At 67.8% G+C, this 22,101-nt stretch carries 25 protein-coding genes; 3 read left to right on the plus strand and 22 right to left on the minus strand.

Going from position 1 to position 22,101, the window contains the following annotated elements; translation table 11 throughout:
* The first annotated feature begins 57 nt into the window (after nt 1-57).
* Nucleotides 58-1,077 (plus strand): hypothetical protein, encoded by a 1,020-nt coding sequence (locus AC1D2H_RS01355; protein WP_477935245.1) that lies wholly within the window; start codon nt 58-60, stop codon nt 1,075-1,077.
* A 25-nt stretch (nt 1,078-1,102) separates the two neighbouring features.
* On the opposite strand, the gene acpS is transcribed toward AC1D2H_RS01355, so the two are convergent.
* The 20 genes from acpS to AC1D2H_RS01455 form a co-directional block, all read right to left on the minus strand.
* Nucleotides 1,103-1,501, minus strand: coding sequence for a holo-ACP synthase (gene acpS / locus AC1D2H_RS01360; protein WP_477935243.1), 399 nt, complete (start codon nt 1,499-1,501; stop codon nt 1,103-1,105).
* Between the two features lie 85 nt (nt 1,502-1,586).
* On the minus strand, nt 1,587-2,354 hold the full coding sequence (locus AC1D2H_RS01365; protein ID WP_478009611.1) for a pyridoxine 5'-phosphate synthase: 768 nt from the start codon (nt 2,352-2,354) through the stop codon (nt 1,587-1,589).
* Between the two features lie 4 nt (nt 2,355-2,358).
* Nucleotides 2,359-3,102, minus strand: coding sequence for a DNA repair protein RecO (gene recO, locus AC1D2H_RS01370; RefSeq protein WP_477935239.1), 744 nt, complete (start codon nt 3,100-3,102; stop codon nt 2,359-2,361).
* A 5-nt stretch (nt 3,103-3,107) separates the two neighbouring features.
* The gene (gene era, locus AC1D2H_RS01375) at nt 3,108-4,034 is read right to left on the minus strand and encodes a GTPase Era (protein WP_477935237.1); all 927 of its coding nucleotides are present in this window, start codon (nt 4,032-4,034) and stop codon (nt 3,108-3,110) included.
* A complete protein-coding gene (gene rnc, locus AC1D2H_RS01380; RefSeq protein ID WP_477935235.1) occupies nt 4,031-4,723 on the minus strand; it encodes a ribonuclease III in 693 nt (230 codons plus the stop codon). The genes era and rnc overlap by 4 nt, the downstream gene beginning before the upstream one ends.
* Before the next feature lie 16 nt (nt 4,724-4,739).
* Nucleotides 4,740-5,120: a DUF4845 domain-containing protein gene (locus AC1D2H_RS01385; RefSeq protein ID WP_477935233.1), complete on the minus strand. Its 381-nt coding sequence runs from the start codon at nt 5,118-5,120 to the stop codon at nt 4,740-4,742.
* An 8-nt stretch (nt 5,121-5,128) separates the two neighbouring features.
* On the minus strand, nt 5,129-6,112 hold the full coding sequence (lepB, locus tag AC1D2H_RS01390) for a signal peptidase I (RefSeq protein WP_477935231.1): 984 nt from the start codon (nt 6,110-6,112) through the stop codon (nt 5,129-5,131).
* A 31-nt stretch (nt 6,113-6,143) separates the two neighbouring features.
* A complete protein-coding gene (gene lepA / locus AC1D2H_RS01395) occupies nt 6,144-7,952 on the minus strand; it encodes a translation elongation factor 4 (protein ID WP_477935229.1) in 1,809 nt (602 codons plus the stop codon).
* A gap of 519 nt (nt 7,953-8,471) precedes the next feature.
* A complete protein-coding gene (locus AC1D2H_RS01400) occupies nt 8,472-9,941 on the minus strand; it encodes a DegQ family serine endoprotease (RefSeq protein WP_478009612.1) in 1,470 nt (489 codons plus the stop codon).
* A gap of 59 nt (nt 9,942-10,000) precedes the next feature.
* Complete coding sequence (locus AC1D2H_RS01405; protein WP_478009613.1) at nt 10,001-10,549, minus strand: RseA family anti-sigma factor; 549 nt, start codon at nt 10,547-10,549, stop codon at nt 10,001-10,003.
* Nucleotides 10,543-11,121: a sigma-70 family RNA polymerase sigma factor gene (locus AC1D2H_RS01410; protein WP_477935223.1), complete on the minus strand. Its 579-nt coding sequence runs from the start codon at nt 11,119-11,121 to the stop codon at nt 10,543-10,545. Before AC1D2H_RS01410 ends, AC1D2H_RS01405 begins: the two co-directional genes overlap by 7 nt.
* Complete coding sequence (locus tag AC1D2H_RS01415) at nt 11,118-11,540, minus strand: hypothetical protein (protein ID WP_478009614.1); 423 nt, start codon at nt 11,538-11,540, stop codon at nt 11,118-11,120. Before AC1D2H_RS01415 ends, AC1D2H_RS01410 begins: the two co-directional genes overlap by 4 nt.
* 18 nt (nt 11,541-11,558) lie before the next feature.
* A complete protein-coding gene (gene fabF / locus AC1D2H_RS01420; protein WP_478009615.1) occupies nt 11,559-12,803 on the minus strand; it encodes a beta-ketoacyl-ACP synthase II in 1,245 nt (414 codons plus the stop codon).
* 36 nt (nt 12,804-12,839) lie between these two features.
* Nucleotides 12,840-13,079 (minus strand): acyl carrier protein, encoded by a 240-nt coding sequence (gene acpP, locus AC1D2H_RS01425; RefSeq protein WP_056204266.1) that lies wholly within the window; start codon nt 13,077-13,079, stop codon nt 12,840-12,842.
* A gap of 88 nt (nt 13,080-13,167) precedes the next feature.
* A complete protein-coding gene (fabG, locus tag AC1D2H_RS01430) occupies nt 13,168-13,911 on the minus strand; it encodes a 3-oxoacyl-ACP reductase FabG (RefSeq protein WP_477935218.1) in 744 nt (247 codons plus the stop codon).
* 1 nt (nt 13,912) lies between these two features.
* Nucleotides 13,913-14,860 carry an ACP S-malonyltransferase gene (gene fabD / locus AC1D2H_RS01435; RefSeq protein ID WP_478009616.1) on the minus strand — a complete coding sequence of 316 codons (948 nt, stop codon included), beginning with the start codon at nt 14,858-14,860 and terminating at the stop codon, nt 13,913-13,915.
* Between the two features lie 56 nt (nt 14,861-14,916).
* On the minus strand, nt 14,917-15,915 hold the full coding sequence (locus AC1D2H_RS01440; protein ID WP_478009617.1) for a beta-ketoacyl-ACP synthase III: 999 nt from the start codon (nt 15,913-15,915) through the stop codon (nt 14,917-14,919).
* On the minus strand, nt 15,912-17,009 hold the full coding sequence (gene plsX, locus AC1D2H_RS01445) for a phosphate acyltransferase PlsX (protein WP_478009618.1): 1,098 nt from the start codon (nt 17,007-17,009) through the stop codon (nt 15,912-15,914). The genes AC1D2H_RS01440 and plsX overlap by 4 nt, the downstream gene beginning before the upstream one ends.
* A gap of 111 nt (nt 17,010-17,120) precedes the next feature.
* Nucleotides 17,121-17,306: a 50S ribosomal protein L32 gene (gene rpmF / locus AC1D2H_RS01450; RefSeq protein WP_056876082.1), complete on the minus strand. Its 186-nt coding sequence runs from the start codon at nt 17,304-17,306 to the stop codon at nt 17,121-17,123.
* Between the two features lie 161 nt (nt 17,307-17,467).
* Complete coding sequence (locus AC1D2H_RS01455) at nt 17,468-18,022, minus strand: YceD family protein (protein WP_478009619.1); 555 nt, start codon at nt 18,020-18,022, stop codon at nt 17,468-17,470.
* A 32-nt stretch (nt 18,023-18,054) separates the two neighbouring features.
* On the opposite strand from AC1D2H_RS01455, the gene AC1D2H_RS01460 reads away from it, so the two are divergent.
* Together AC1D2H_RS01460 and AC1D2H_RS01465 are read left to right on the plus strand one after the other, a co-directional pair.
* Nucleotides 18,055-18,630 (plus strand): Maf family nucleotide pyrophosphatase, encoded by a 576-nt coding sequence (locus AC1D2H_RS01460; RefSeq protein ID WP_477935210.1) that lies wholly within the window; start codon nt 18,055-18,057, stop codon nt 18,628-18,630.
* Entirely contained in the window at nt 18,627-19,388 is a 762-nt protein-coding gene (locus tag AC1D2H_RS01465; RefSeq protein WP_478009620.1) for an SAM-dependent methyltransferase, read from the plus strand. Before AC1D2H_RS01460 ends, AC1D2H_RS01465 begins: the two co-directional genes overlap by 4 nt.
* Here the strand turns inward: AC1D2H_RS01465 and AC1D2H_RS01470 are convergent.
* Nucleotides 19,385-20,854 (minus strand): DEAD/DEAH box helicase, encoded by a 1,470-nt coding sequence (locus AC1D2H_RS01470; RefSeq protein WP_477935206.1) that lies wholly within the window; start codon nt 20,852-20,854, stop codon nt 19,385-19,387. The two genes, AC1D2H_RS01465 and AC1D2H_RS01470, sit on opposite strands and share 4 nt — an antisense overlap.
* Before the next feature lie 38 nt (nt 20,855-20,892).
* Nucleotides 20,893-22,023 carry an MraY family glycosyltransferase gene (locus tag AC1D2H_RS01475; RefSeq protein ID WP_477935204.1) on the minus strand — a complete coding sequence of 377 codons (1,131 nt, stop codon included), beginning with the start codon at nt 22,021-22,023 and terminating at the stop codon, nt 20,893-20,895.
* Nucleotides 22,024-22,101 lie beyond the last annotated feature (78 nt).

Genomic DNA, 22,101 nt, shown 5'->3' on the forward strand with positions numbered 1-22,101 from the left:
GCCTTCTACGATGCCGTCCGGCTGCCAGTTCGGCACCGTTTTCATGGAGTTGCCCTCGTGACCATCGCCTCCCCGCTGCGCCTGACCCTGCTCGGTGCCCTGCTTGGCCTCAATCTCGCTGCGCAGGCGGCACCCAGCGCGCCCGCCGCCGTCAGCTTCGACACCACGCCGCGCGCCGGCCAGCACCAGCGCCAGCAGATCGACCTGCAGGCCGTCATGAAGATGCGCGTCGAGGCCGGCCCCGACGCGACCGAAGAGCAGCGCAGCAAGATCGCCACCGCGGCCGCGAACATCGACCGCATGGGGGCCATGAAGATGGCCATGCGCATGGAGCAGACCCTGAAGGTCGACGCGCCGGACGCCGAGGGCTGGCTGCCGATGCAACTGTCGGTCGGCGCCAAGAGCGGCAGCGTGGAGATCGGCGGCAAGCCGACGCAGTTGCCCAACCTCGGCAAGACGGAGATGAGCTTCGCCGCGCGTTTCAACCCCAAGGACTTCGCCTTCGAGATGCAGAAGTTCGAGGGCGGCTCGCCTGAGGTGAGCGAGGCCATGCTCAACCAGGGCAAGGCCGCCATCGGCGAGTCGCTGCAGCTGTTCAAGGCCCTGAGCCAGCGCCCGCTGAAGATCGGCGAAAGCTTCGAGGTGCCGCTGAACATGGCCCTGCCCATGCCCTTGCCCGGTGGTGCCGGCAATATGCAGGGTCTGGTGCGCTACACGCTGGCGCGCGTCGACAAGGGCGTGGCCCATTTCGACCTGGACATGAGTCTCAACATGAACGTCGACACGCCGCTGCCCAGACCGGCTGCGGCGGCGTCCGCGGCAAGCGCTGCGGCGACGAGCGACGCACCGCCGCAGATGCTGCACATGCAGATCACCGGCGGCGGCAAGGGCACGAGCGCGATGCGCATGGCCGACCGCCTGCCGCTGTCCAACCAGCTCGCGATGAACATGAAGATGACGATGAACGGGCCCGACAACGGCCGCATGTTCATGGACATGGATATGGACATGAAGTCCAAGGGCGAGTCTCTGGCCAAGCCCGCGGCCGCCAAGGCAGCGGTCAAGAAGGCGCCTTGAGCGCGGGCGGCGCCAGGATTCGAAGCTAGGGCGCCGTCTTCTCCACGACGACGAAGGCGACGGCATAGTCCTGCTCGTCGCTGACCGTCACATGCGCGCTCAGGCCGCGCGCGGCGAACCAGTCGGCCAGCGCGCCGTGCAGCGCGATCTCGGGCTTGCCGCTGCGCGCCTTGACGACCTCCATGGCGCGCCAGGTCATGGGCATGCGCATCCCCATGCCTATGGCCTTGGAGAAGGCCTCCTTGGCCGCGAAGCGCGTCGCCAGATAGGCCTCGCCCCGCGCCTCGACCTTGGCGCGGCGCTCCCTGAAGACGGCCAGCTCATGCGGCCCCAGCACCTTCTCGGCAAAGCGCTCGCCGCGCCGCGCCAGCGTGGCGCGGATGCGGCGGATGTCGCAGACGTCGGTGCCGATGCCGTAGATCATGTCGACTCCCCGCCCGCCGGGTACGGCGGTCTACCCTCCGAGAGGGTCGGTCCTTGCTTGGGACGGCCCGGCACTGCGGCCCGCATCACACGTAGGCCGTCGCAATGACTTGCTGATAGGCCCGGATCGTCTCGGCATAGCCGAGCTCCAGCGCATCGGCGATCAGCGCATGACCGATGGAGACCTCCTGAACGCCGGGCACATGGCGCAGGAACAGGCTGAGGTTGTCGCGGTTCAAGTCATGGCCGGCATTGATGCCGAGACCAACCTTCAGAGCCGCCTCGGCCGTGGCCGTGAAGCCGGCCAGCACGGCGTCCTGGCGCTCGGTGCCGAAGGCGCTCGCAAAGGTCTCGGTGTAGAGCTCGATGCGGTCGGCGCCGAGCGCCGCCACCGCCGCCATCGCGGCCGGGTTGGGGTCCATGAAGAGGCTGACGCGCGCACCGAGGCTCTGGGCTTCCTGGATCAGCGGCTTCAGGCGCTCGGCATCCTGGGGCAGCGTCCAGCCATGGTCGGAAGTGAACTGGTCTTCCGAGTCCGGCACGAAGGTGACCTGGTGCGGGCGGTGGCGGCGCACGAAGTCCATCAGGTTCTGCGTCGGGTTGCCCTCGATGTTGAACTCGGCCTGGGGCCAGTCGCGCAAGAAGGCCGCGAGGTCGTCGACATCGCCCGGGCGGATGTGGCGTTCATCGGGCCGCGGGTGCACCGTGATGCCCTGGGCGCCCGCCAGCAGGCATTGCTCGGCGGCGCGCAGCACGCTGGGAATGCCGAGATGGCGGGTGTTGCGCAGCAGCGCGACCTTGTTGACGTTGACCGACAGGGCGCAGCGGGCGCCGGCATGGGCGAGAGGGTTCATGGGGTCACGAGTCGAGCAGTTGTTGCACGTCCACCAGCAGTGCGCGGGTGCGCAGCGGCTGGTGCCCCAAATGGTAGTGGAGCAGCCCGCGCAACGTCGTCTTCAGGGTTTGGGGGGCGGCGGCGCAGGCCTGGCGCAGCGCCGCCATGCTGCCGTGCAGCAGTGCAGCCTGGAGCTGGATCAGCAATGCGCCAGGCAGGCTGGCGTCGCTGGTGGGCGGGATGAGGCCGGACTCGGCCGACAGCTGGTAGCGGCGCGCCGGATCGATGACGGCCTGGGTGGGCGTGACGACGCTGAGGTCCGGCAACAGGCCCAGCTCGGCCAGCAGCCTGATCTCGAAGGCCCGCAGCACCGAATCACCCTCGGCCAGATGCGCCAGCGTGTCGGCGTAGGCATCGAACAGCTGCGGATGCGGGTCATGCCGGGCCAGCAGCTTGAGCAGCAGCTCGTTCAGGTAGTAGCCGGAGAACAGGGCGGCGCCGGCGGGCAGCGTCGCGCCGCCGCCCCATTCGGCGCCGCGCAGCGTCTGCACGTCGCCGCCATCGACCTTGGCGGGCTTGGACAGGCTGACGCTGATGCGCTGCAATGGCAGCAGCACGGCGCGCAACTGCGAATACGGCCGCTTGGCACCCTTGGCCGCGACGGCGATGCGGCCGGACTCGCGCGTGAACAGGTCGAGGATGAGGCTGGACTCGCTCCAGTCGTGCTGGTGCAGCACATAGGCCGACTGCACCGACGGAGTCCGCACGGGGCTCACTCGTAGCCGTAGCTGCGCAGATGCTCTTCGGTGTCGGCCCAGCCCGAGCGAACCTTGACCCACAGTTCCAGGAAGACGCGGCCATCCATCAGATGCTCCAGCTCCTGGCGCGATTCCGAACCGATGCGCTTCAGGCGTTCGCCGCCCTGGCCGATGATCATGCCCTTGTGGGCGTCGCGCTCGACGACGATGCTGGCGCTGATGCGGCGCAGCTCGCCCTCCTCTTCCCATTTGTCGATGATGACGGTGGAGGTGTAGGGCAGTTCATCGCCGGTCAGGCGGAACAGCTTCTCGCGGATGATTTCGCTGGCCAGGAACTTCTCGCTGCGGTCGGTCAGCGCGTCTTCCTCGTAGAACCAGCCCTGCTCGGGCAGATAGGGCTTGAGGATCTTGAAGAGGCGGGTGACGTCGCTTTCCTTCTTGGCCGACAGCGGCACGAACTCGGTGAAGTTGCGGCGCTCCTGCATGCCCTTGAGCCAGGGCGCCAGTTCGGCGCGGCGGTGCACGGCGTCGAGCTTGTTGGCGATCAGCACGACCGGCTTGTCCTCGGGCAGCAGGCCCAGCACCTTGGCGTCGTCCAGGCCGAAGCGGCCGGCCTCGACGACGAAAAGCACCAGGTCCACGTCGGCCAGCACGCCGTGCACGGTGCGGTTCAGCGTGCGGTTCAAGGCGGCGTTGTGCTTGGTCTGGAAGCCGGGCGTGTCGACGAAGACGAACTGGGCTTCCTCGACGGTGCGCACGCCGGTGATGCGGTGGCGCGTCGTCTGGGCCTTGTCGGACGTGATGCTGACCTTCTGGCCGACCAACGCGTTCAGCAGCGTGGACTTGCCGACGTTGGGGCGACCGACGATGGCGATCAGGCCACAGCGCTGGGCAGGGCCGTCAGCAGGGGCAGCGGCGGGGGGTACAGCGTCGGTGGTCATGGTTTGCCTCGTTCGGCGGTAAGTCTATCCAGCAGGCGGCGGGCTGCCTCCTGCTCGGCGGTGCGCCGCGAGCGGCCTTCGCCCATTTCGGCCACGTCCAGTGCCGGCACCGCGCATTCGACCTCGAAGGTCTGGGCGTGGGCCTGGCCGCGTGTCGCGACGATACGGTAGTTCGGCACCGCGATGCGGCGGGCCTGCAGCCATTCCTGCAGTGCGGTCTTGGCGTCCTTGGCGAAGTCGCCGGCGCTGCTTGCGGTCGAGATGGTCTCGCCGAGCAGGCGGCGCACGATGGCCAGGGCGACGTCGTAGCCAGCGTCGATATAGGCCGCGCCCAGCACGGCCTCGACGGCGTCGGCCAGGATGGAAGGCCGCTGCGCGCCGCCGCCGCGGGCCTCGCCGTCGGACATCTTCAGCACCGCCGGCAGGCCCATGGCCAGGGCCAGTTTGTGCAGGCTGTCCTCGCGCACGAGATGGGCCCGCACACGGGTCAGGTCGCCTTCGTCGGAGCCGGCGTAGCGTTCGTAAAGCAGGCTGGACACGGCCAGGCTGAGCACGGCGTCGCCGAGGAACTCGAGACGCTCGTTGTGGTCGGCGCCATAGCTGCGATGGGTCAGGGCGCGCGCCAGCAACTCGGGTCGCTGGAAGCGATGGCCCAGGCGCTTCTGCAGGGCCTCAAGCACGACGCTCATCGAAGCGGGGGCAAGGTCAACGCGACTTGCCGTGGTATTTGATCAGCAGGTAGACCGGCCCGAAGAGGTCGATCTCCTTGTCCCAGGCAAACTCGATGACGACCTTGTCGTTGGCGTCCTTGGTGATCACGAGGTCGCTGCCCTTGAGGCTCTGGATGGAGTACTCGACCATGGTGGCCTGGTCGAATTCCTGGCGCACCTGGGGCACGGTCGCCGGGTTGCCTGCCGCGATGCGGTCGACCACGCGCTGCACGGTGTAGTACTCCAGCACCGTCGGGAAGACTTTCATGCCGACGACGGCAGTGGTAGCGACGACGACACCCCAGAACAGCAGGCCGAACAGCGTGACGCCACGCTGGCTGCGAAGAGGAGCGGAGGGTTGGAGGCGGCGGCTCATCTGGGGCATCAATTGAAGAAGGTACCGATGCGCTTGAGATTACCGAAATTCATCCAGACCAAGAAGGCCTTGCCGACGATGTTTTCATCCGGCACGAACCCCCAGTAGCGCGAATCGCGTGAGTTGTCACGGTTGTCGCCCAGCATGAAGTAGTGGCCGGCCGGCACCTTGCAGGTCACGCCTTCGATGGTGTAGCGGCAATTTTCCTGGAAGGGGAAGGGGCCGTCGGCGCGGTCGGCGCGGAAAAAGGTCTGGGCCTCGGGCTGCACGAGGATCTCGTGCTCCTTGTCGCCGAGCTTTTCCATGAAGCGGGGCCGGTAGACGCGCGGCGAGCCGCTGTCGTCGTAGAAGTTGCCCTGGGGTTGCACCGGGGCAGCCTGGCCATTGATGTAGAGCTTCTGGTTGACGTAGCTGATTTCGTCACCCGGAATGCCGGCCACGCGCTTGATGAAGTCGGTGCTCGGGTCCTCGGGGTAGCGGAACACCATCACGTCGCCGCGCTTGACGTCGTTGTTGGCGATGATCTTCTTGTTGATCACCGGCAGACGGATGCCGTAGTGGAATTTGTTGACCAGGATGAGGTCGCCCACGAGCAGCGTCGGCACCATGGAGCCCGACGGGATCTTGAAGGGCTCGAACAGGAAGCTGCGCAGCAGGAAGACGACCAGGATCACCGGGAACAGGCCGGCGGTCCAGTCCAGCCACCAGGGCTGCTGCAGGATCTGCTGGCGGGCCGGCTCGACGTCGCCATCGACGCGGGCAATGCCCTGGGCGGCCAGGTTCTCGCGGCGCTTGGCGTCGTTGGACACCAGGGCTTCGGCCGCGGCACGGCGGGCCGGCGCGAAATGGAAACGCTCGGCCAGCCAGTAGAACAGCGTGACCGCCGTCAGGATGAAGAGCAGCAGCGCGAAGTTGCCGTTCCACCTCCCGGTGTACCAGCCGCCCAGATAGGCCACCAGGGCCGCGTACAAAACACCGGTCAGAGCGCTCATCAATGAGGTATTCAAGGCTGGAGGGGGGGGGTCAGTCGTCGACTTGCAGGATGGCGAGGAAGGCTTCTTGCGGCACTTCCACGGAGCCGATCTGCTTCATGCGCTTCTTGCCGGCTTTTTGCTTTTCCAGCAGCTTGCGCTTGCGGGTGATGTCGCCGCCGTAGCATTTTGCCAGCACGTTCTTGCGCAGCGCCTTGATGTTCTCGCGGGCGATGATGTTGGCGCCGATGGCGGCCTGGATGGCCACGTCATACATCTGGCGCGGGATCTGCTCGCGCATCTTGGCCGCCACGCCGCGGCCGCGGTACTGGCTCTGGCTGCGGTGCACGATCATGGACAGCGGGTCGACCTTCTCGCCGTTGATCAGGATGTCGACCTTGACGACGTCGGCGGCGCGGTATTCCTTGAACTCGTAGTCCATGGACGCGTAGCCACGCGAGACCGACTTCAGCTTGTCGAAGAAGTCCAGCACGATCTCGGCCAGCGGGATCTCGTAGGTCAGCATGACCTGCTTGCCGTGGTAGGCCATGTTCAGCTGCACGCCACGCTTCTGGTTGGCCAGCGTCATGACGACGCCGACATAGTCCTGCGGCATATAGAGATGCACCGTGACGATGGGCTCGCGGATCTCGCGCATGGCGCCGATCTCGGGCATCTTGGACGGGTTCTCGACCTGGATGACGTCGCCGGTGTTCAGCTCCACCTCGTAGATGACGCTGGGCGCGGTGGTCACCAGGTCCTGGTCGAACTCGCGCTCCAGGCGCTCCTGCACGATCTCCATGTGCAGCAGGCCCAGGAAGCCGCAGCGGAAACCGAAGCCCAGGGCCTGGCTGACCTCGGGCTCGTAGCGCAGCGACGAATCGTTGAGGCTGAGCTTTTCCAGCGCATCGCGCAGCTGGTCGTACTCGCTGGCCTCGGTCGGGTACAGGCCCGCGAACACCTGGGGCTGGATTTCCTTGAAGCCGGGCAGCGCCTCGGTCGCCGGGCCGGCGTTGTTGGGCAGCTTCTTTTCCAGCGTGACGGTGTCGCCGACCTTGGCCGCAGCCAGTTCCTTGATGCCGCAGATGATGAAACCCACCTCGCCAGCCTTCAGGCCATCGCGGTTCTCGCTCTTGGGCGTGAACACGCCCAGGTGCTCGATCGGATAGACCGTGTTGGTGTTCATCATGCGGATGCGCTCGCCCTTGCGCAGCTCGCCGTCCACCACGCGCACCAGCATGACGACGCCGACGTAGTTGTCGAACCAGGCGTCGATGATCATGGCGCGCGGCGCGCCGTCGGGGTTGCCGCGCGGCGCCGGCATGCGGGCGATGACGGCCTCGATGATCTCGTCGATGCCCATGCCGGTCTTGGCCGAGCAGGGGATGGCGTCGTCGGCGTCGATGCCGATGACGTCCTCGATTTCGGCCTTGGCGTTGTCGGGGTCCGCCGAGGCCAGGTCCATCTTGTTCAGCACCGGCACGACCGTCACGCCGAGGTCTAGCGCCGTGTAGCAGTTGGCCACGGTCTGCGCCTCGACACCCTGGGATGCGTCAACGACCAGCAGAGCGCCCTCGCAGGCCGACAGCGAGCGGCTGACTTCATATGAGAAGTCCACATGCCCCGGCGTGTCGATCAGGTTGAGGTTGTAGATCTGGCCGTCCTTGGCCTTGTACTGAAGCGCGGCCGTCTGCGCCTTGATCGTGATGCCGCGCTCGCGCTCCAGGTCCATCGAGTCCAGCACCTGCGCTTCCATCTCGCGGTCGCTCAGGCCTCCGCAGCGCTGAATGATGCGGTCGGCCAACGTGCTCTTGCCGTGGTCGATGTGGGCAATGATGGAGAAGTTGCGGATGTGATTCATGGAGTCGTGGGCCGCGCCGGGACCGGCAGGACGCAAGGGCGGGAGCCCTTGCTGGGCAAGCTCATGTCGCGAGGCGACGTGAGGCTCTGATGCGGCGTGCGGGAGCTAAAAAAAAGGCACGTCGAAGAGGCGACGTGCCTTCCAACAAAAGGTATGGCAACTGCTTGTTGGGCCTTCATTGTAGCCAAAAGGCCTTCCCGGGAAACCGCACCAGCATTGGTTTTCCGGCCGTTGCAGGCTGCCAACAAGGAATTTTAACCACAGGTTATCCACAAGTTCCTGTGGATCGCCTGTGGAAGAAATCCAGGTGTCATCAACGGCCTTCGATTCCACCGCCGGACACCGCTTTCCAGGGGTCGTCTAACCGTGATTTTAGCGGATGGCGCGAACAATCCCCATCCCAGTGCGAAAGTTAGCCGGCGCCAACTTCCCGAAACGGTGGACAACCTCGACCGCCGGCCGCCGCTGACTTGCCGCATCGCGGAAAGACCGAGGCGGCGGCTGAGGTTTTGTGCCAGTTCAGCGGGCCGGCTTCAACAGGATGAAGCTGGTGACGTCCTCCCGGCGCACGACCAGGTTGAGGGCCTTGGCCTTGTCCGCCTTGGCAACCTGCGCCTGGAAGGACTTGACCGACGCCACCTCGACGTTGTCCACCGACAGGATGAGGTCGCCCTCCCGCAGACCGGCGCGCGCGGCGGCACCGGTGGCGCTGTCGACCTTGACGCCCGACTTGAGCTTCATCTCCTTGCGCTGGGCGTCGGTCAGTTCCGACACCTTGAGGCCGAGGGCGGCGCTGGGCGCGGCCACGGCCGGCGCCGGCTCGGCGCTGCCTTCGCTGGCGCTGCCCGGCTTCTTGCTGCGCTCGTCCTCGCCGATGGTGACGACGATGTCCTTGGTCGCGCCGCGGCGGAACACGGTCAGCGTCGTCTTGGCGCCGGGCTTCACGTTCGCGACGAGGCGGCGCAGGTCGGCGGCCTTGTCGACGACCTTGCCATCGACCTTGGTGACGACGTCGCCGCCCTCGACACCCGCCTTCTCGGCCGGGCTGCCGGCAATGACGGAACGGACCACCGCACCCTGCGGTTTGCCCAGACCGATGGCCTCGGCGATCTCCTTGGTGAGGTCGTCAGGCAGCACGCCCAGGTAGCCGCGCACGACGCGGCCGCCGGCGCGCAACTCGTCGGCCACGCGAATGGCATCGGCGATGGGGATCGCGAACGAGATGCCCATATAGCCGCCGTTCTGGCTGTAGATCTGCGAGTTGATGCCGATGACCTCGCCGCGCATGTTGACGAGGGGGCCGCCGGAGTTGCCGGGGTTGATGGCCACGTCGGTCTGGATCAGCGGCAGCAGGTCGCCGGTGTCGCGCTGCTTGGCGCTGATGATGCCGGCCGTCACGGTGTTCTCAAGGCCAAAGGGCGAGCCGATGGCCATGACCCATTCGCCGACGCGGGACTTGTTGCTGTCACCGACCTTGACGAACGGCAGGCCGGTGGCCTCAACCTTGACGACGGCGACGTCGGAGCGCTGGTCGGCGCCGATCAGCTTGGCCTTGAGTTCACGCTTGTCCGTCAGCGTGACGATGACCTCGTCGGCGCCCTGCACGACGTGGGCATTGGTCAGCACATAGCCGTCGGCGCTGAGGATGAAGCCGGAGCCGACACCGCGGCGCATCGGGCCGTCATCGTCCGGCGTGCCGCCACCGCGGGGCGCGCCACGGCGCTGGTTGGGCACGGGGATGCCGAAGCGGCGGAAGAACTCCTGCATCTGCTCGTTCATCTCCGCCTGGCCTTCGGGCACCTTGACCTTCTCGGCGGTGCGGATGTTGACGACCGCGGGACCGACTCTCTCCACCAGCTCGGCGAAATCCGGCAGCTCGCGCGGCTGGGCGGCGGCAGGTGCCTGGCCCAGCGCCAACGCCAGCGCGATGGCCGTGCTCGACAGCAGGAGGCGCGTGCGCGCGGAATGGAGACGGTTCTCAGCGTGCATATGGATTTCCGGAAATCAGCAGAACGGAAGGAAAGCAGATGAGGCGGTGCCGCGTCACTTCAAGGACGCGGCGCGGAGGCGGCGGGCTCCGGCAGGGTCAGCCCCCAGTCGATGATCTCGGCCGGCGCTTCCCCCGGCAATCCGGGCTCCCGCGCCGCGCCCACGGCCGGCAGCGTACGGCCTGCGGCCGTCTGCGCAAAGCTAAGGCCGTTAAGCCCCTGCGCGCGCGGTGTTGAGATCGGCACAGCGGCGACGAAGGCATCGGGGGCGGGCGCGGGCCGCAGCGCAGCCATGCCTATCGCCATGGCCACGAAACCCGCGGCGACGGCAAAGGGCGCGAACCACTCGCGCCGGCGTGGCGGCTCGGCCTGGACGAGGGGCAGCTGCGCATGCAGGGCCGTGAGCAGGGCTTGGGGTTCGCGATGCAGATCGGGCAGCTCGGCGGCGCGCAGGCCGTCGGCGGCGGCATGCCAGAGGGCCCAGCGCTCGCGCAGGCTCGGGTCGTCTGCCCAGGCCGCATTCACGCGCGCCCAATCGGCAGGCGTCGCGTGACCGTCCATGACGGCCGACAAGGCCTCGTTCAGCGCGTCATCGGTAGGCTTCACCATGGCCGCCCTCCTCCACCCAGCAGCGGCCGCAGCCGCGCGGCCACGGCTTCGCGGGCGCGAAAGATGCGCGAGCGCACGGTGCCCGGCGGGCAGCCCATCAAATCGCCGATCTCGTCGTAGCTCAAGCCATCCACCTCTCGCAACAGCAGCGCCCGGCGCTGCTCCTCGGCCAGGGTTGCGACGGCCGCGTCCAGCTCGCGCGCCAGTTGGCGGCCGGCAAGCAGGGCTTCGGGAGTCGCATCGTCGCTTGGAGCCGCGTCGGTGCCGAAAGTTCCCTCGTCGTCGTCCAGGGATTCGACGGGCCGCTGCCGGGCGCGATGGCGCTTGGCGGCATTGATCGCGATGCGATAGATCCAGGTGTAGAAGGCGCTCTCGCCGCGGAAGGCCGGCAGCGCACGGTAGGCCGCCAGGAAAGTTTCCTGGCAAAGGTCGGCCACGTCGGCGGGGTCGCGCACGCTGCGCGACAGCAGGCGCTCGACGCGGCGCTGGTACTTCAGCACCAGCATGTCGAAGGCGCCGCGGTTGCCTTGCTGGGCCTGCAGCACCAACTGGGCGTCGACGTCCACCGTCATCGCTGCACCGCCGCGCCGTTTGCGGCGAACAGCGTCGCCCGCAGGGCGCCCCACGCCGGCTGCTGGCCACGCGAAAGCGCCAGCCAGCGCGGGCCAGGGCCTGCGCCTGCCCGCAGCAGCAGCCAGGCATCGAGGTCGATCAGCAGGGCGAGTTGCACGGCGGTCTCGTCATCACGGCCGGGCTCGGTCAGCCACCAGGCCTGGCCGTCCCAGCGCAGCCGGCGCGGCAATGCGGCGGCGGCCCGCCAGGCCCACAAAGCGGCCAACGGGACGATCAGCACTACAGGCCAGGCAAGGAATTGGTGGCTGCACGCCCAGGCGGCAAGACCGCCTGAGGCCAAAGCCGCGATCAAGGCGACGAGAGCTTGCACTGCCGGCTGGCGCTGGACCTGCACGACGACCGGCGGCGTGCGACGCATCGCCGGGGCGCCGCGTCGTCAGACGCGCTTGAAGATCAGCGTGCCGTTGGTGCCGCCGAAACCGAAGTTGTTCTTGGCCGCGACGTCGATCTTCATGGGCCGCGCCTCGTTGGCGCAGTAGTCCAGGTCGCACTCGGGATCCTGGTTGAAGATGTTGATCGTCGGCGGGGCGATCTGGTCGCGGATGGCCAGGGCCGTGAACACCGACTCGATGCCGCCCGCGCCGCCCAGCAGGTGGCCGGTCATGGACTTGGTCGAGCTGATGACCATCTGCTTGGCGTGATCGCCGAAGGCCAGCTTGATCGCGTTGGTCTCGTTCACGTCGCCCAGCGGCGTGGAGGTGCCGTGGGCGTTCATGTACTGGACCTGGTCGGGGTTCATGCCCGCGTTGCGCAGCGCCGCACGCATGGAGCGCTTGGGGCCGTCAACGTTGGGCGCGGTCATGTGGAACGCGTCCGCACCCATGCCGAAGCCGGCCAGCTCGCAATAGATCTTGGCGCCGCGCTTCTTGGCGTGTTCGTACTCTTCGAGCACCAGCACGCCGGCACCCTCGCCCAGCACGAAGCCGTCGCGGTCCTTGTCCCAGGGGCGGGAGGCGGTCGCGGGGTCGTCGTTGCGGGTGGAGAGCGCCCGGGCCGCGGCGAAACCGCCGATGCCCAGCGGCGACACCGCACCTTCGGCGCCGCCCGCGATCATCACGTCGGCGTCGCCGTACTCGATGAGGCGGCCGGCTTCGCCGATCGCGTGCAGGCCCGTGGTGCAGGCCGTCACGATCGCCAGGTTGGGACCCTGGAAGCCGAAGTTGATGGAGACATGGCCCGAGATCATGTTGATGATCGAGGCCGGGATGAAGAACGGCGAGATGCGGCGCGGGCCGCGGTTCATCAGCTCGGTCTTGGTTTCCTCGATCAGCGGCAGGCCGCCGATGCCGGAACCCACGAGCACGCCGATGCGCTCGGCCTGTTCTTCGGTCAGTTGATCGCCGGTGGGAATACCGGAGTCACGCACCGCCTGGAAGGCCGCCGCCAGGCCGTAGTGGATGAAGCCATCCATGTGCCGGGCTTCTTTCGCGGGGATGTACTCCTCGATGTTGAAGCCCTTGACCTCACCCGCGAAATGACATGCCAGGTTGCTGGCATCGAAGCGGGTGACGGTGGCAATGCCGGAACGACCGGCGAGGATATTGGCCCAGCCTTCGGCAACGGTATTGCCGACGGGACTGATCAGGCCAAGACCGGTGACGACAACGCGGCGACGGCTCATGCAGTGCGGATCAGAGTTGCGAGAGAAAGAAGGCCTTCAGGCCTTCTGGTGCTTGACGGCGTAGTCGATCGCCAGCTGCACGGTGGTGATCTTCTCGGCTTCTTCGTCCGGGATCTCGATGCCGAACTCGTCTTCGAGGGCCATCACCAGTTCCACGGTGTCCAGAGAATCGGCGCCCAGGTCGGCCACGAAAGCCTTTTCGTTCGTGACGTCGGCTTCCGCCACGCCGAGTTGCTCGGCGATGATTTTCTTGACTCGTGCTTCGATATCGCTCATGACACTCCTCCGGGAGGGGTTTGCAGAAAACAGCCCAGCATTCTACGGGCACTAGATGGGCGCCCCTAAATCAGGGCGCCCGGGCCATTCAGGCCATGTACATGCCGCCGTTGACGTGCAGCTCGCTGCCCGTGATGTAAGCACCGCCGGGTGACGCCAGGAAGACGACGGCCGCGGCGATCTCCTCGGGCGCGCCGAGGCGACCTAGCGGGATCTGCGCCAGCAGCGCGGCCTTCTGGGCCTCGGGCAGCACTTCGGTCATGTCGGTGGCGATGAAGCCGGGCGCGACACAGTTGACCGTGATGCCACGGCTGCCGAGTTCGCGGGCCAGGGAGCGGGTCAGGCCGGCCACGCCGGCCTTGGCGGCGGCGTAGTTCGCCTGGCCGGCATTGCCGGAGGCGCCGACGACGGACGTGATGTTGATGATGCGGCCCGAGCGCTGCTTCATCATCGGCTTGGTGGCCGCGCGGGCGAGGCGGAAGACCGCCTTGAGATTGGTGTCCAGCACGGCGTCCCAGTCGTCGTCCTTCATGCGCATGGACAGCGTGTCGCGCGTGATGCCGGCGTTGTTGACGAGGACGTGCAGGCCGCCGTCCTTGGCGACGATGTCGTCGACGGCGGCCTGGCTGGCGGCGGCGTCGGTCACGTTCAGTGCAATGCCACGGCCACCGTGAGCGGCCAACGCCTCGGTGATGCCGGCAGCGCCGGACTCGGTCGTTGCGGTGCCGATGACGCGCCAGCCTTCGTTGGCCAGCGCCAGCGCGATGGCGCGGCCGATGCCGCGGCTGGCGCCGGTGACGAGGGCGACGCCCTTGGATGCGGATTCAGTCATTTCAGCCACCTCCCAGCTGCGCACGGGCTTCGGCCAGCGAAGCGGGGTCGAAGACACAGCTGGCCTGCAGCTCGGCGTCGATGCGTTTGGCCATGCCGGTCAGCACCTTGCCGGGGCCGGCTTCGATGATGTGGCCGACACCGCAGGCCTTCAGCGCCTGCACGACCTCGACCCAGCGCACCGGACCGAAGGCCTGACGGTAGAGGGCGTCGCGCAGAGCTTCGTCGTTGTCGGTGATGGCCACGTCGATGTTGTTGATGACGGGGAAGGCGGCGGCATGGAACTGCACCGTCGCCAGCTTTTCCTTCAGCCGCTCGGCGGCCGGCTTCATCAGGCTGGAGTGGAAAGGCGCGGACACCGACAGCGGCAGCGCGCGCTTGGCGCCGGCCGCCTTCAGGATTTCGGCGGCCTTGTCGGCGCCGGCCTTGCTGCCGGCGATCACCGTCTGCTTGGGGTCGTTGAAGTTGACCGCCTCGACGGCCTCGCCTGTCTCGGCGGCGGCCTGCGCACAACCCGCGCGGACGGCGTCGCCGTCCAGGCCCAGGATGGCGTACATCGCGCCCGCACCGACCGGCACGGCTTCCTGCATGGCCTGGGCGCGAAAGCGCACCAGCGGCAGCGCGTCGGCCAGGCTCAAGGCGCCAGCGGCCACCAGGGCCGTGTACTCGCCCAGCGAGTGGCCGGCCGCAGCGACGGGCACCGCGCCGGTCTCGGCGACGAAGGCGCGCCAGCAGGCGATGCCGGCCGTCAGCATGACGGGCTGGGTGTTGGTCGTCAGATCCAGCTGTTCCTTGGGGCCGGCGTGGATCAGCGCGGCGATGTCCTCGCCGAGGGCGGCGGAGGCTTCTTCCAGCGTGCGGCGGACTTCCAGGTGGTCGCCCCAGGCGTCGAGCATGCCGACGGCCTGCGAGCCTTGGCCGGGAAAGACAACGGCAAAAGGTGCAGTCATGAGATCAGTTCCAAATCAGTAGCGGTCGGAGTGCCGAGGCGGCAGCACGTGGACGGCTAGTACTTCAGCAGGGCCGCGCCCCAGGTGAAGCCGCCGCCGACGCCTTCCAGCATGAGGGTGTCGCCGCGCTGGATGCGGCCGCTGCGCACGGCGACGTCCAGGGCCAGCGGCACGGAGGCGGCCGAGGTGTTGCCATGCTCGTCGACGGTGGCGATGAGCTTGTTCAGGTCCAGCTTCAGCTTCTTGGCCGTGCCCTGCATGATGCGGATATTGGCCTGGTGGGGGATCAGCCAGTCCAGATCGGCCTCGGTCAGGCCGGCCTTGTCGAGCACGGAACGGGCGACCTTCTCCAGCACGCCGACGGCGAGCTTGAACACGGCCTGGCCGTCCATCTTCAGGAAGGGGCTGCCGAGCACCTGGCCGCCAGCGACGGTGCCGGGCGTGCACAGGACGTCGACATGGCGCGAATCGGCATGCAACTCGGTCGCGAGGATGCCGGGCTCGGCGCTGGCACCCAGCACGACGGCACCGGCGCCGTCGCCGAACAGCACGCAGGTGGTGCGGTCCTTGAAGTCGAGGATGCGCGAGAACACCTCGGCACCGACGACCAGCGCCTTGTTGGCAGCGCCGCTCTTGATCATCGAGTCGGCCACGCTCAGCGCGTAGACGAAGCCCGAGCAGACGGCCTGCACGTCGAAGGCGGCGCAGCCATGCACGCCCAGCTTCTTCTGCAGCAGGCAGGCGGTGGACGGGAACACCATGTCCGGCGTGGACGTGGCGACGATGATGAGGTCGATCTCTTCAGCGGCAATGCCGGCGGCTTCCAGCGCTGACTGCGCGGCCGGGAAGGCGAGGTCGCTGGCGCCCTGATCGGCTGCCGCGAAATGGCGGGCGCGGATGCCGGTGCGCTCGACGATCCAGTCGTCCGAGGTCTCGACGCCGTCGGCCGCCAGGCGGTCAGCCAGGGCCTGGTTGGTCACGCGGTCGGCCGGCAGGAAGCTGCCGGTGCCGAGGATGCGGGAATAACGGGGGGTGTGGATTCCAGTAGGGCTCATGCAGCCTGCGCGACGGAGTTCGCCGCGTTGTCTCCAGCATCATTCGCCTTGGCTTGCAGCGTGGCGACGATGCGGTCGTGGACCCGGTCAAGCAGCCGGTTGCGGGCGGCATCATAAGCGCGGGCCAAAGCCTGCTCGAAGGCAAAGGCATCGGCCGAGCCATGGCTCTTGAACACCAGGCCGCGCAGGCCCAGCAGGGCCGCGCCGTTGAAGCGGCGGTGGTCGACGCGGTGCTTGAAGGCCTTGAGGATGGGCAGGGCCAGCACGGCGACCAATTTGGTCAGCAAGTTGCGGCTGAACTCTTCCTTGATGAAGGCGCCGATCATGGTGGCCAAGCCCTCGGAGGTCTTGAGCATGACATTGCCGACGAAGCCGTCGCAGACGACGATGTCCGTCGTGCCCTTGTAGATGTCATTGCCTTCGACATTGCCGAAGAAGTTCAGCTGGCCAGCCGCCCCGGCGGCGCGCAGCAGTTCGCCGGCCTGCTTGATGGTCTCGCTGCCCTTGATGGCTTCTTCGCCGATATTGAGCAGGCCGACGCTGGGTTCCTCGTTGCCTTCGACCGCCGACACCAGGGCGCTGCCCATGACGGCGAACTGCAGCAGGTGTTCGGCGCTGCAGTCCACGTTGGCGCCGAGGTCCAGCACCGTCGTGAAGCGGCCGCGCTGGTTGGGCATGACGGTGGCGATGGCCGGGCGGTCGATGCCGTCCAGCGTCTTCAGCAGATAGCGGGCCACCGCCATCAACGCGCCGGTGTTGCCGGCCGACACGCAGGCGTGGGCCAGGGCCGGGTTGCCGTCGCGGTCGGCCTTGAGCTGCTGGATGGCGACGCGCATCGACGAGTCGCGCTTGCGCCGCAACGCCACCTCGATGGGGTCGTCCATCGTGACGACCTCGCTGGCGCCGACGACGCGGCAACGCGGCCAGGCCGCGGCGGCGGTCAGCTCTTCAGGCTTGCCGACGAGGATGAGTTCGGCGCCGGGGTGCTTGTCGAGAAAGGCGCGGCAAGCCGGCAACGTGACCGAGGGGCCGTGGTCGCCGCCCATGCAGTCGACGGCCAGCCGGATCGGTTCGGGCAGGGGAGCGGCGGTCATTTCAGTGGTTTTCGTGAGCCACAAAGACCAAACCCGGCCCTGCGCGGTACGCAGGCCGGGTCGGCAGATTCATCGATGGTTCGGCGCCGCGCCAGGCGGCACCCGGCACCATCAGGCCGCGTCGGCCTTGCTCTTCAGCACCTTGCGACCACGGTAGAAACCGGTCGGGCTGATGTGGTGACGCAGATGCACTTCGCCCGTCGTCGGCTCGATGGCCGTGCCCGGGGTGACCAGGGCATTGTGGGAACGGTGCATGCCGCGCTTGGAAGGCGACTTCTTGTTTTGCTGAACGGCCATGAAATTCTCCAGACTCTGCGGAACTTGGGGACGCGACCCCGGGGAGCGAGATCAAAGCTCGAGCTCCAGGCCGCAGAAAAGCCCATGAGTGTAGCACCGGATGCAGGATCCGCCAAATTGCGTGGGTGGGCGACCTGGGCAAAGCGGCGCGAGCCATGGTTTCAGGCGCTACCGCCACGCTTCAGGGCTGCGAGCTTGGCAAAGGGGTTGGGGCGCTCGTCCTCTTCCGCCTCGGGCAGCTCATCCGTGTGGGCCAACGGCTCGGGGCAGACCTCGTGGCGCGGCACCAGCGGCAGGGCCAGCAGCAATTCGTCCTCGATCAGTTCGCGTGCATCCAGGTGGCGCGGCAGGGCCAGCACGTCGTCGTCGCTGTCGACGTCCAGCGCCGCCGCTTCGGCCTCGGTGTCGACAAAGCGGATCCAGCGGTCGATGTCGATGTCTTCATGCACCGGCTGCAGGCAGCGCTGGCAGGTCAAGGCGACCTGGCCGGACGAGGTGAGATGCAACCAGGTCTGGGCCTTGCCGCCCTTGGGATGGCGGATCTCGCCGTGCAGGGCCCACTGCACTGCCGGCCAGCCGCTGGCGGCGGCCTCGGGGGCAGCCGAGTCGGCCAGGCGCGGCAGCGAGGCCGCCGGCCATTCCCCGGTCAGGCTGGCATCGTCATGGGCCAGGGCTGCGACGTCGAGCTTCTCGGGAACAAAGGCGCGCGATTTCATGGGTGAGAGTTTAGGCGGGGGAGAATGCCGCGATGCCTCAGCTGATCCTTGCCTCGACCTCGCGCTATCGACAGGAATTGCTGGCCCGGCTGCGCCTGCCCTTCGAGGCCGTCGCACCCGAGGTCGACGAGACCGCCCTGCCCGGCGAAGCCCCAGCGGCCCTGGCGGAGCGCCTGGCCCTGGCCAAGGCGCGCGTGGTCGCAGCAAGATTCCCCGGCGCCATCGTCATCGGCTCCGACCAGGTGGCCGATCTGGCCGGCGAGGCAATCGGCAAACCCGGCACTCACGAGGCCGCCACCGCGCAGTTGCGGCGAATGAGCGGCCGCGAGGTCGTGTTCCAGACCGCCGTCGCCGTCGTGGCGCCGGGCCTGGCGGCCATCGAGCGCGCCGAGGTGCGGGTGCGCCTGCGCGAACTCAGCGACGCGGCCATCGAGGCCTATCTGCGCGCCGATGAACCCTACGACTGCGCCGGCAGCGCCAAGGTCGAGAGCCTGGGCATCGCGCTGCTCGATGCGGTGGAATCCGACGATCCGACGGCGCTGATCGGCCTGCCGCTGATCCGCACCTGTGCCCTGCTGCGTCGCGCCGGCCTGGAGCCTCTCGCATGAACAAAGGCCGACTCATCCTGATGCCCAACACGCTGGACTTCGGCGTGGACGATTCTCTGGACCTGCGCGAGGTGCTGCCCCAGCGCGTCATCGAGCAGGCGGCAAAGCTCACACACTGGGCCGCCGAGAACGCCAAGACGACGCGCTCGCTGCTCAAGCGCGTGGATGCGATTGCGCCTCTGGCTCAGCCGCTGCAGGCCATGCAGATTGCCGAACTGCCCCGCCCGCCCAAAGGTGGCAGGGGCGGTGGCGACGACGCGGCCGCCTGGCTGGCCCTGCTGGACCCGACGCAGGCTGGACACGACCTCGGCCTGATTTCGGAAGCCGGCCTGCCCGCGGTGGCCGACCCGGGCGCACGCCTGGTAGCCCTGGCGCACGAAGCCGGCATCGAGGTCGTGGCCCTGTCCGGGCCCAGTTCCTTGCTGCTCGCGCTGGCGGCGAGCGGGCTCAATGGCCAGAGCTTCGCCTTCGTCGGCTATCTGCCGGTGGACGCCGGGCCACGCACCGCGCGCATCCGCGAGCTGGAGGCCCTGTCCGCCAAGGCCCAGCAAACCCAGTTGCTGATCGAGACGCCCTACCGCAACGAGGCCTTGCGCCAGGCCCTGCTGACGGCGCTGAAGCCGGGCACGCGGCTGTCGATCAGCGTCGGCCTGACGCTGCCCGGCGGCTGGACACAGACCGCCACGGTGGCGGACTGGCGCTCCAACGGCAGCAAACTGCCCGACCGCATCCCGGCCGTGTTTGCGATCCTGGCTTAGGACTCGGCCGGTTCCGCGGCGCGCTTGGCGCCGAACAGCGCGGCGACCTGCTTCTTGGGCTTGATGTAGCTGGACAGGCCCTTGGCGGTGGTGGGCGCTGCAGCCTTGGCCTTCTCCCAGGCCGCCGGCTCGGCGCCGCCTGCGCTCGCCTCATAGGGCTTGTCGAAGAAGGGGTCCTTGGGCGGTGCCGGCGGGCGGTACGAAGGCCGTGCCGCAGGGCGGGCCTCGAAAGAAGCTTCTCTTTCCTCGCGAGGACGCTCGAAGCGCGGCGGGCGGCTGTCCTGCAGTTCGAAGGGGTCGAGGTCGATCTTGCGCTTGAGCAGTTTCTCGATGTCGGCCACCAGGCGCGCATCGGACTTGGTGACCAGCGTGACGGCCAGTCCCGAAGCGCCCGCGCGGCCGGTGCGGCCAATGCGGTGGACGTAGTCCTCGGCGTTGAAGGGCACGTCGAAATTGAACACGGCCGGCAGATCGGCGATGTCCAGGCCGCGCGCGGCCACGTCGGTCGCGACCAGCACGTCCACTTCGCCACGCTTGAAGGCGTCCAACGACTTCAGGCGCTCATCCTGCGACTTGTCGCCATGCAGGGCCGCTGTGCGCAGGCCGTCACGCTCGAAGGAACGCGCCAGACGGGCGACGCCCAGCTTGGAATTGCCGAAGACGATGGCCTGGCGAAGAGAACGCTCCTTCAGGATCTGCTTCACGACGGCACGCTTGTCGTCGTCCGTGCAGGCGATGAAGCGCTGCTCGACGGTCGTGGCCGCCTGATTCGGGCGGGCCGTCTCGACGAGGATGGGGTCCTGCAGATAGCTCTGGGCCAGGCGCTTGATCTCGGGCGAGAAGGTGGCCGAGAACAGCAGCGTCTGGCGCGCCTTGGGCAGGTAGCTGAGGATGCGCTGCAGGTCAGGCAGGAAGCCGATGTCCAGCATGCGGTCGGCCTCGTCGAGCACGACGTACTCGACCTGGTTGAGCACGCAGTTCTTCGCCTCGATGTGGTCCAGCAGGCGGCCCGGTGTGGCGATCAGCACCTCGACACCGGCCTTGAGCGCGGCCGTCTGCGGCTTCATGTCGATGCCACCGAAAACGACGACGGAGCGCAGATGCGTGTGCTTGGCGTACTTCTTGACGTTCTCGGCGACCTGGTCGGCCAGCTCGCGCGTCGGGGCCAGCACCAGGGCTCGCACCGGGTGGCGCGCGGGCGAGACGCTGGGGTTCTCGTGCTTGAGCATGCGCTGCAGCAGCGGGATGGAGAAGGCGGCCGTCTTGCCGGTGCCGGTCTGCGCCGCGCCCATCACATCCTTGCCGTCCAGCACGATGGGAATCGCCTTGGCCTGGATGGGCGTCATCGTCATGTAGCCGGAATCGGCCACCGCGCGCAGCAGTTTGGCGTCGAGGGGAAGGGTGTCGAAGCGGGCGGGCGCCGCTTCAACGGGCGCCGCGTCAGCGGACTCGGGGGTTTCTTGCATCCGCTGATTATCCCGGATGCAGGAAAACTGCGCCCGCCCTACTCCGGCCGGGCCATCGGCGGCCGGGTTTCGGCCCGCGGATGGAGCACCATCCAGCGTGGCGTGCGGAAGCGCACGATGCGCCAGTACAGCAGCACATAGAAGACGACAAACAGCCCCAGGATGATCTGCAGCATGACGGTGTCGTCCCACCAGATCGTGGCCGGCACGACGGACAGGCTGCACAGCACCCACAGATAGGGCGCCGTCAGCGCATTGCGGCGCGTCAGCACGGCAGCGTCTTTGCTGCCGATGGCCCAGCGCATCAGGCGGCGGTAGATCAGGCTGTGCAGATGGATGCCGTCGGGCATGCCGACCGGCCGGCCGCGCACGACCTTGCGGCGGTACATGGAGAACACCGTCTCCCAGACCGGATAGGCGCACAGCAGCAGCGGGAACATCGGCGAGACCTCGGGGTTGCGCACCAGCAGCAGGATGGCGAGCTCCGACAGGATGAAGCCGAGGAAATAGGCGCCGCCGTCGCCGAGGAAGATCAGCCCGAAGGGGTAGTTCCACATGAAGAAGCCGAGCACGGCACCGATGACGGCGATGGCCATGGCCGCGACGAACTGGTCGCCCGCCTGCAGGGCGACATAGGCCAGGCCCGCCAGCATGATGGCCGCGCACATCGAGGCCAGGCCGTTCATGCCGTCGATGATGTTGATCGAATTGGCGACGCCGCTGACGACGAGCAGGGCAAGCACATAGCCGCCGACCGTCGTGGCCGCGATCAGGTCCAGCCCCGGGATGGCGGTCTCCTTGATCTGCGCGCCCAGCAGCCAGGCCCCCAACGCCGCGGCGAGCAGCGTGGCCAGCATGCGGCGCAGCGGGCTGACGCGCTTGGTCAGGTCCTCGATGACGCCGGAGATGAAGGCCGGCACGCTGCAGGCCAGCAGCAGGGCCGCCATGGTGCGCATGGCCGGATAGCGCCAGGCCAGCAAGGCGGTGCCGACGGTGAAGCCGCTGAAGATGGCCAGGCCGCCAATGCGCGGCACCGGCCGCGAATGGAATTTCTGGGGCCCCGACAGGTCATGGTCGGCCGACAGCGCGCCATGCAAGTGCGACGAGCGGATGATGAGCAGCGTCGCGGCTGCCGCAATGGCAAAACTCAGGGCGAGGATGGGAAGCATGCAGTTCCGCGGGCCATGGGCGGGGGGTACCCCGGCGGTCAGCCCGCCTGTAGACCCGAGGACGGAAGTGTAGCCAGT

It is taken from the genome of Roseateles sp. P1_C1_2, from assembly GCF_056406535.1.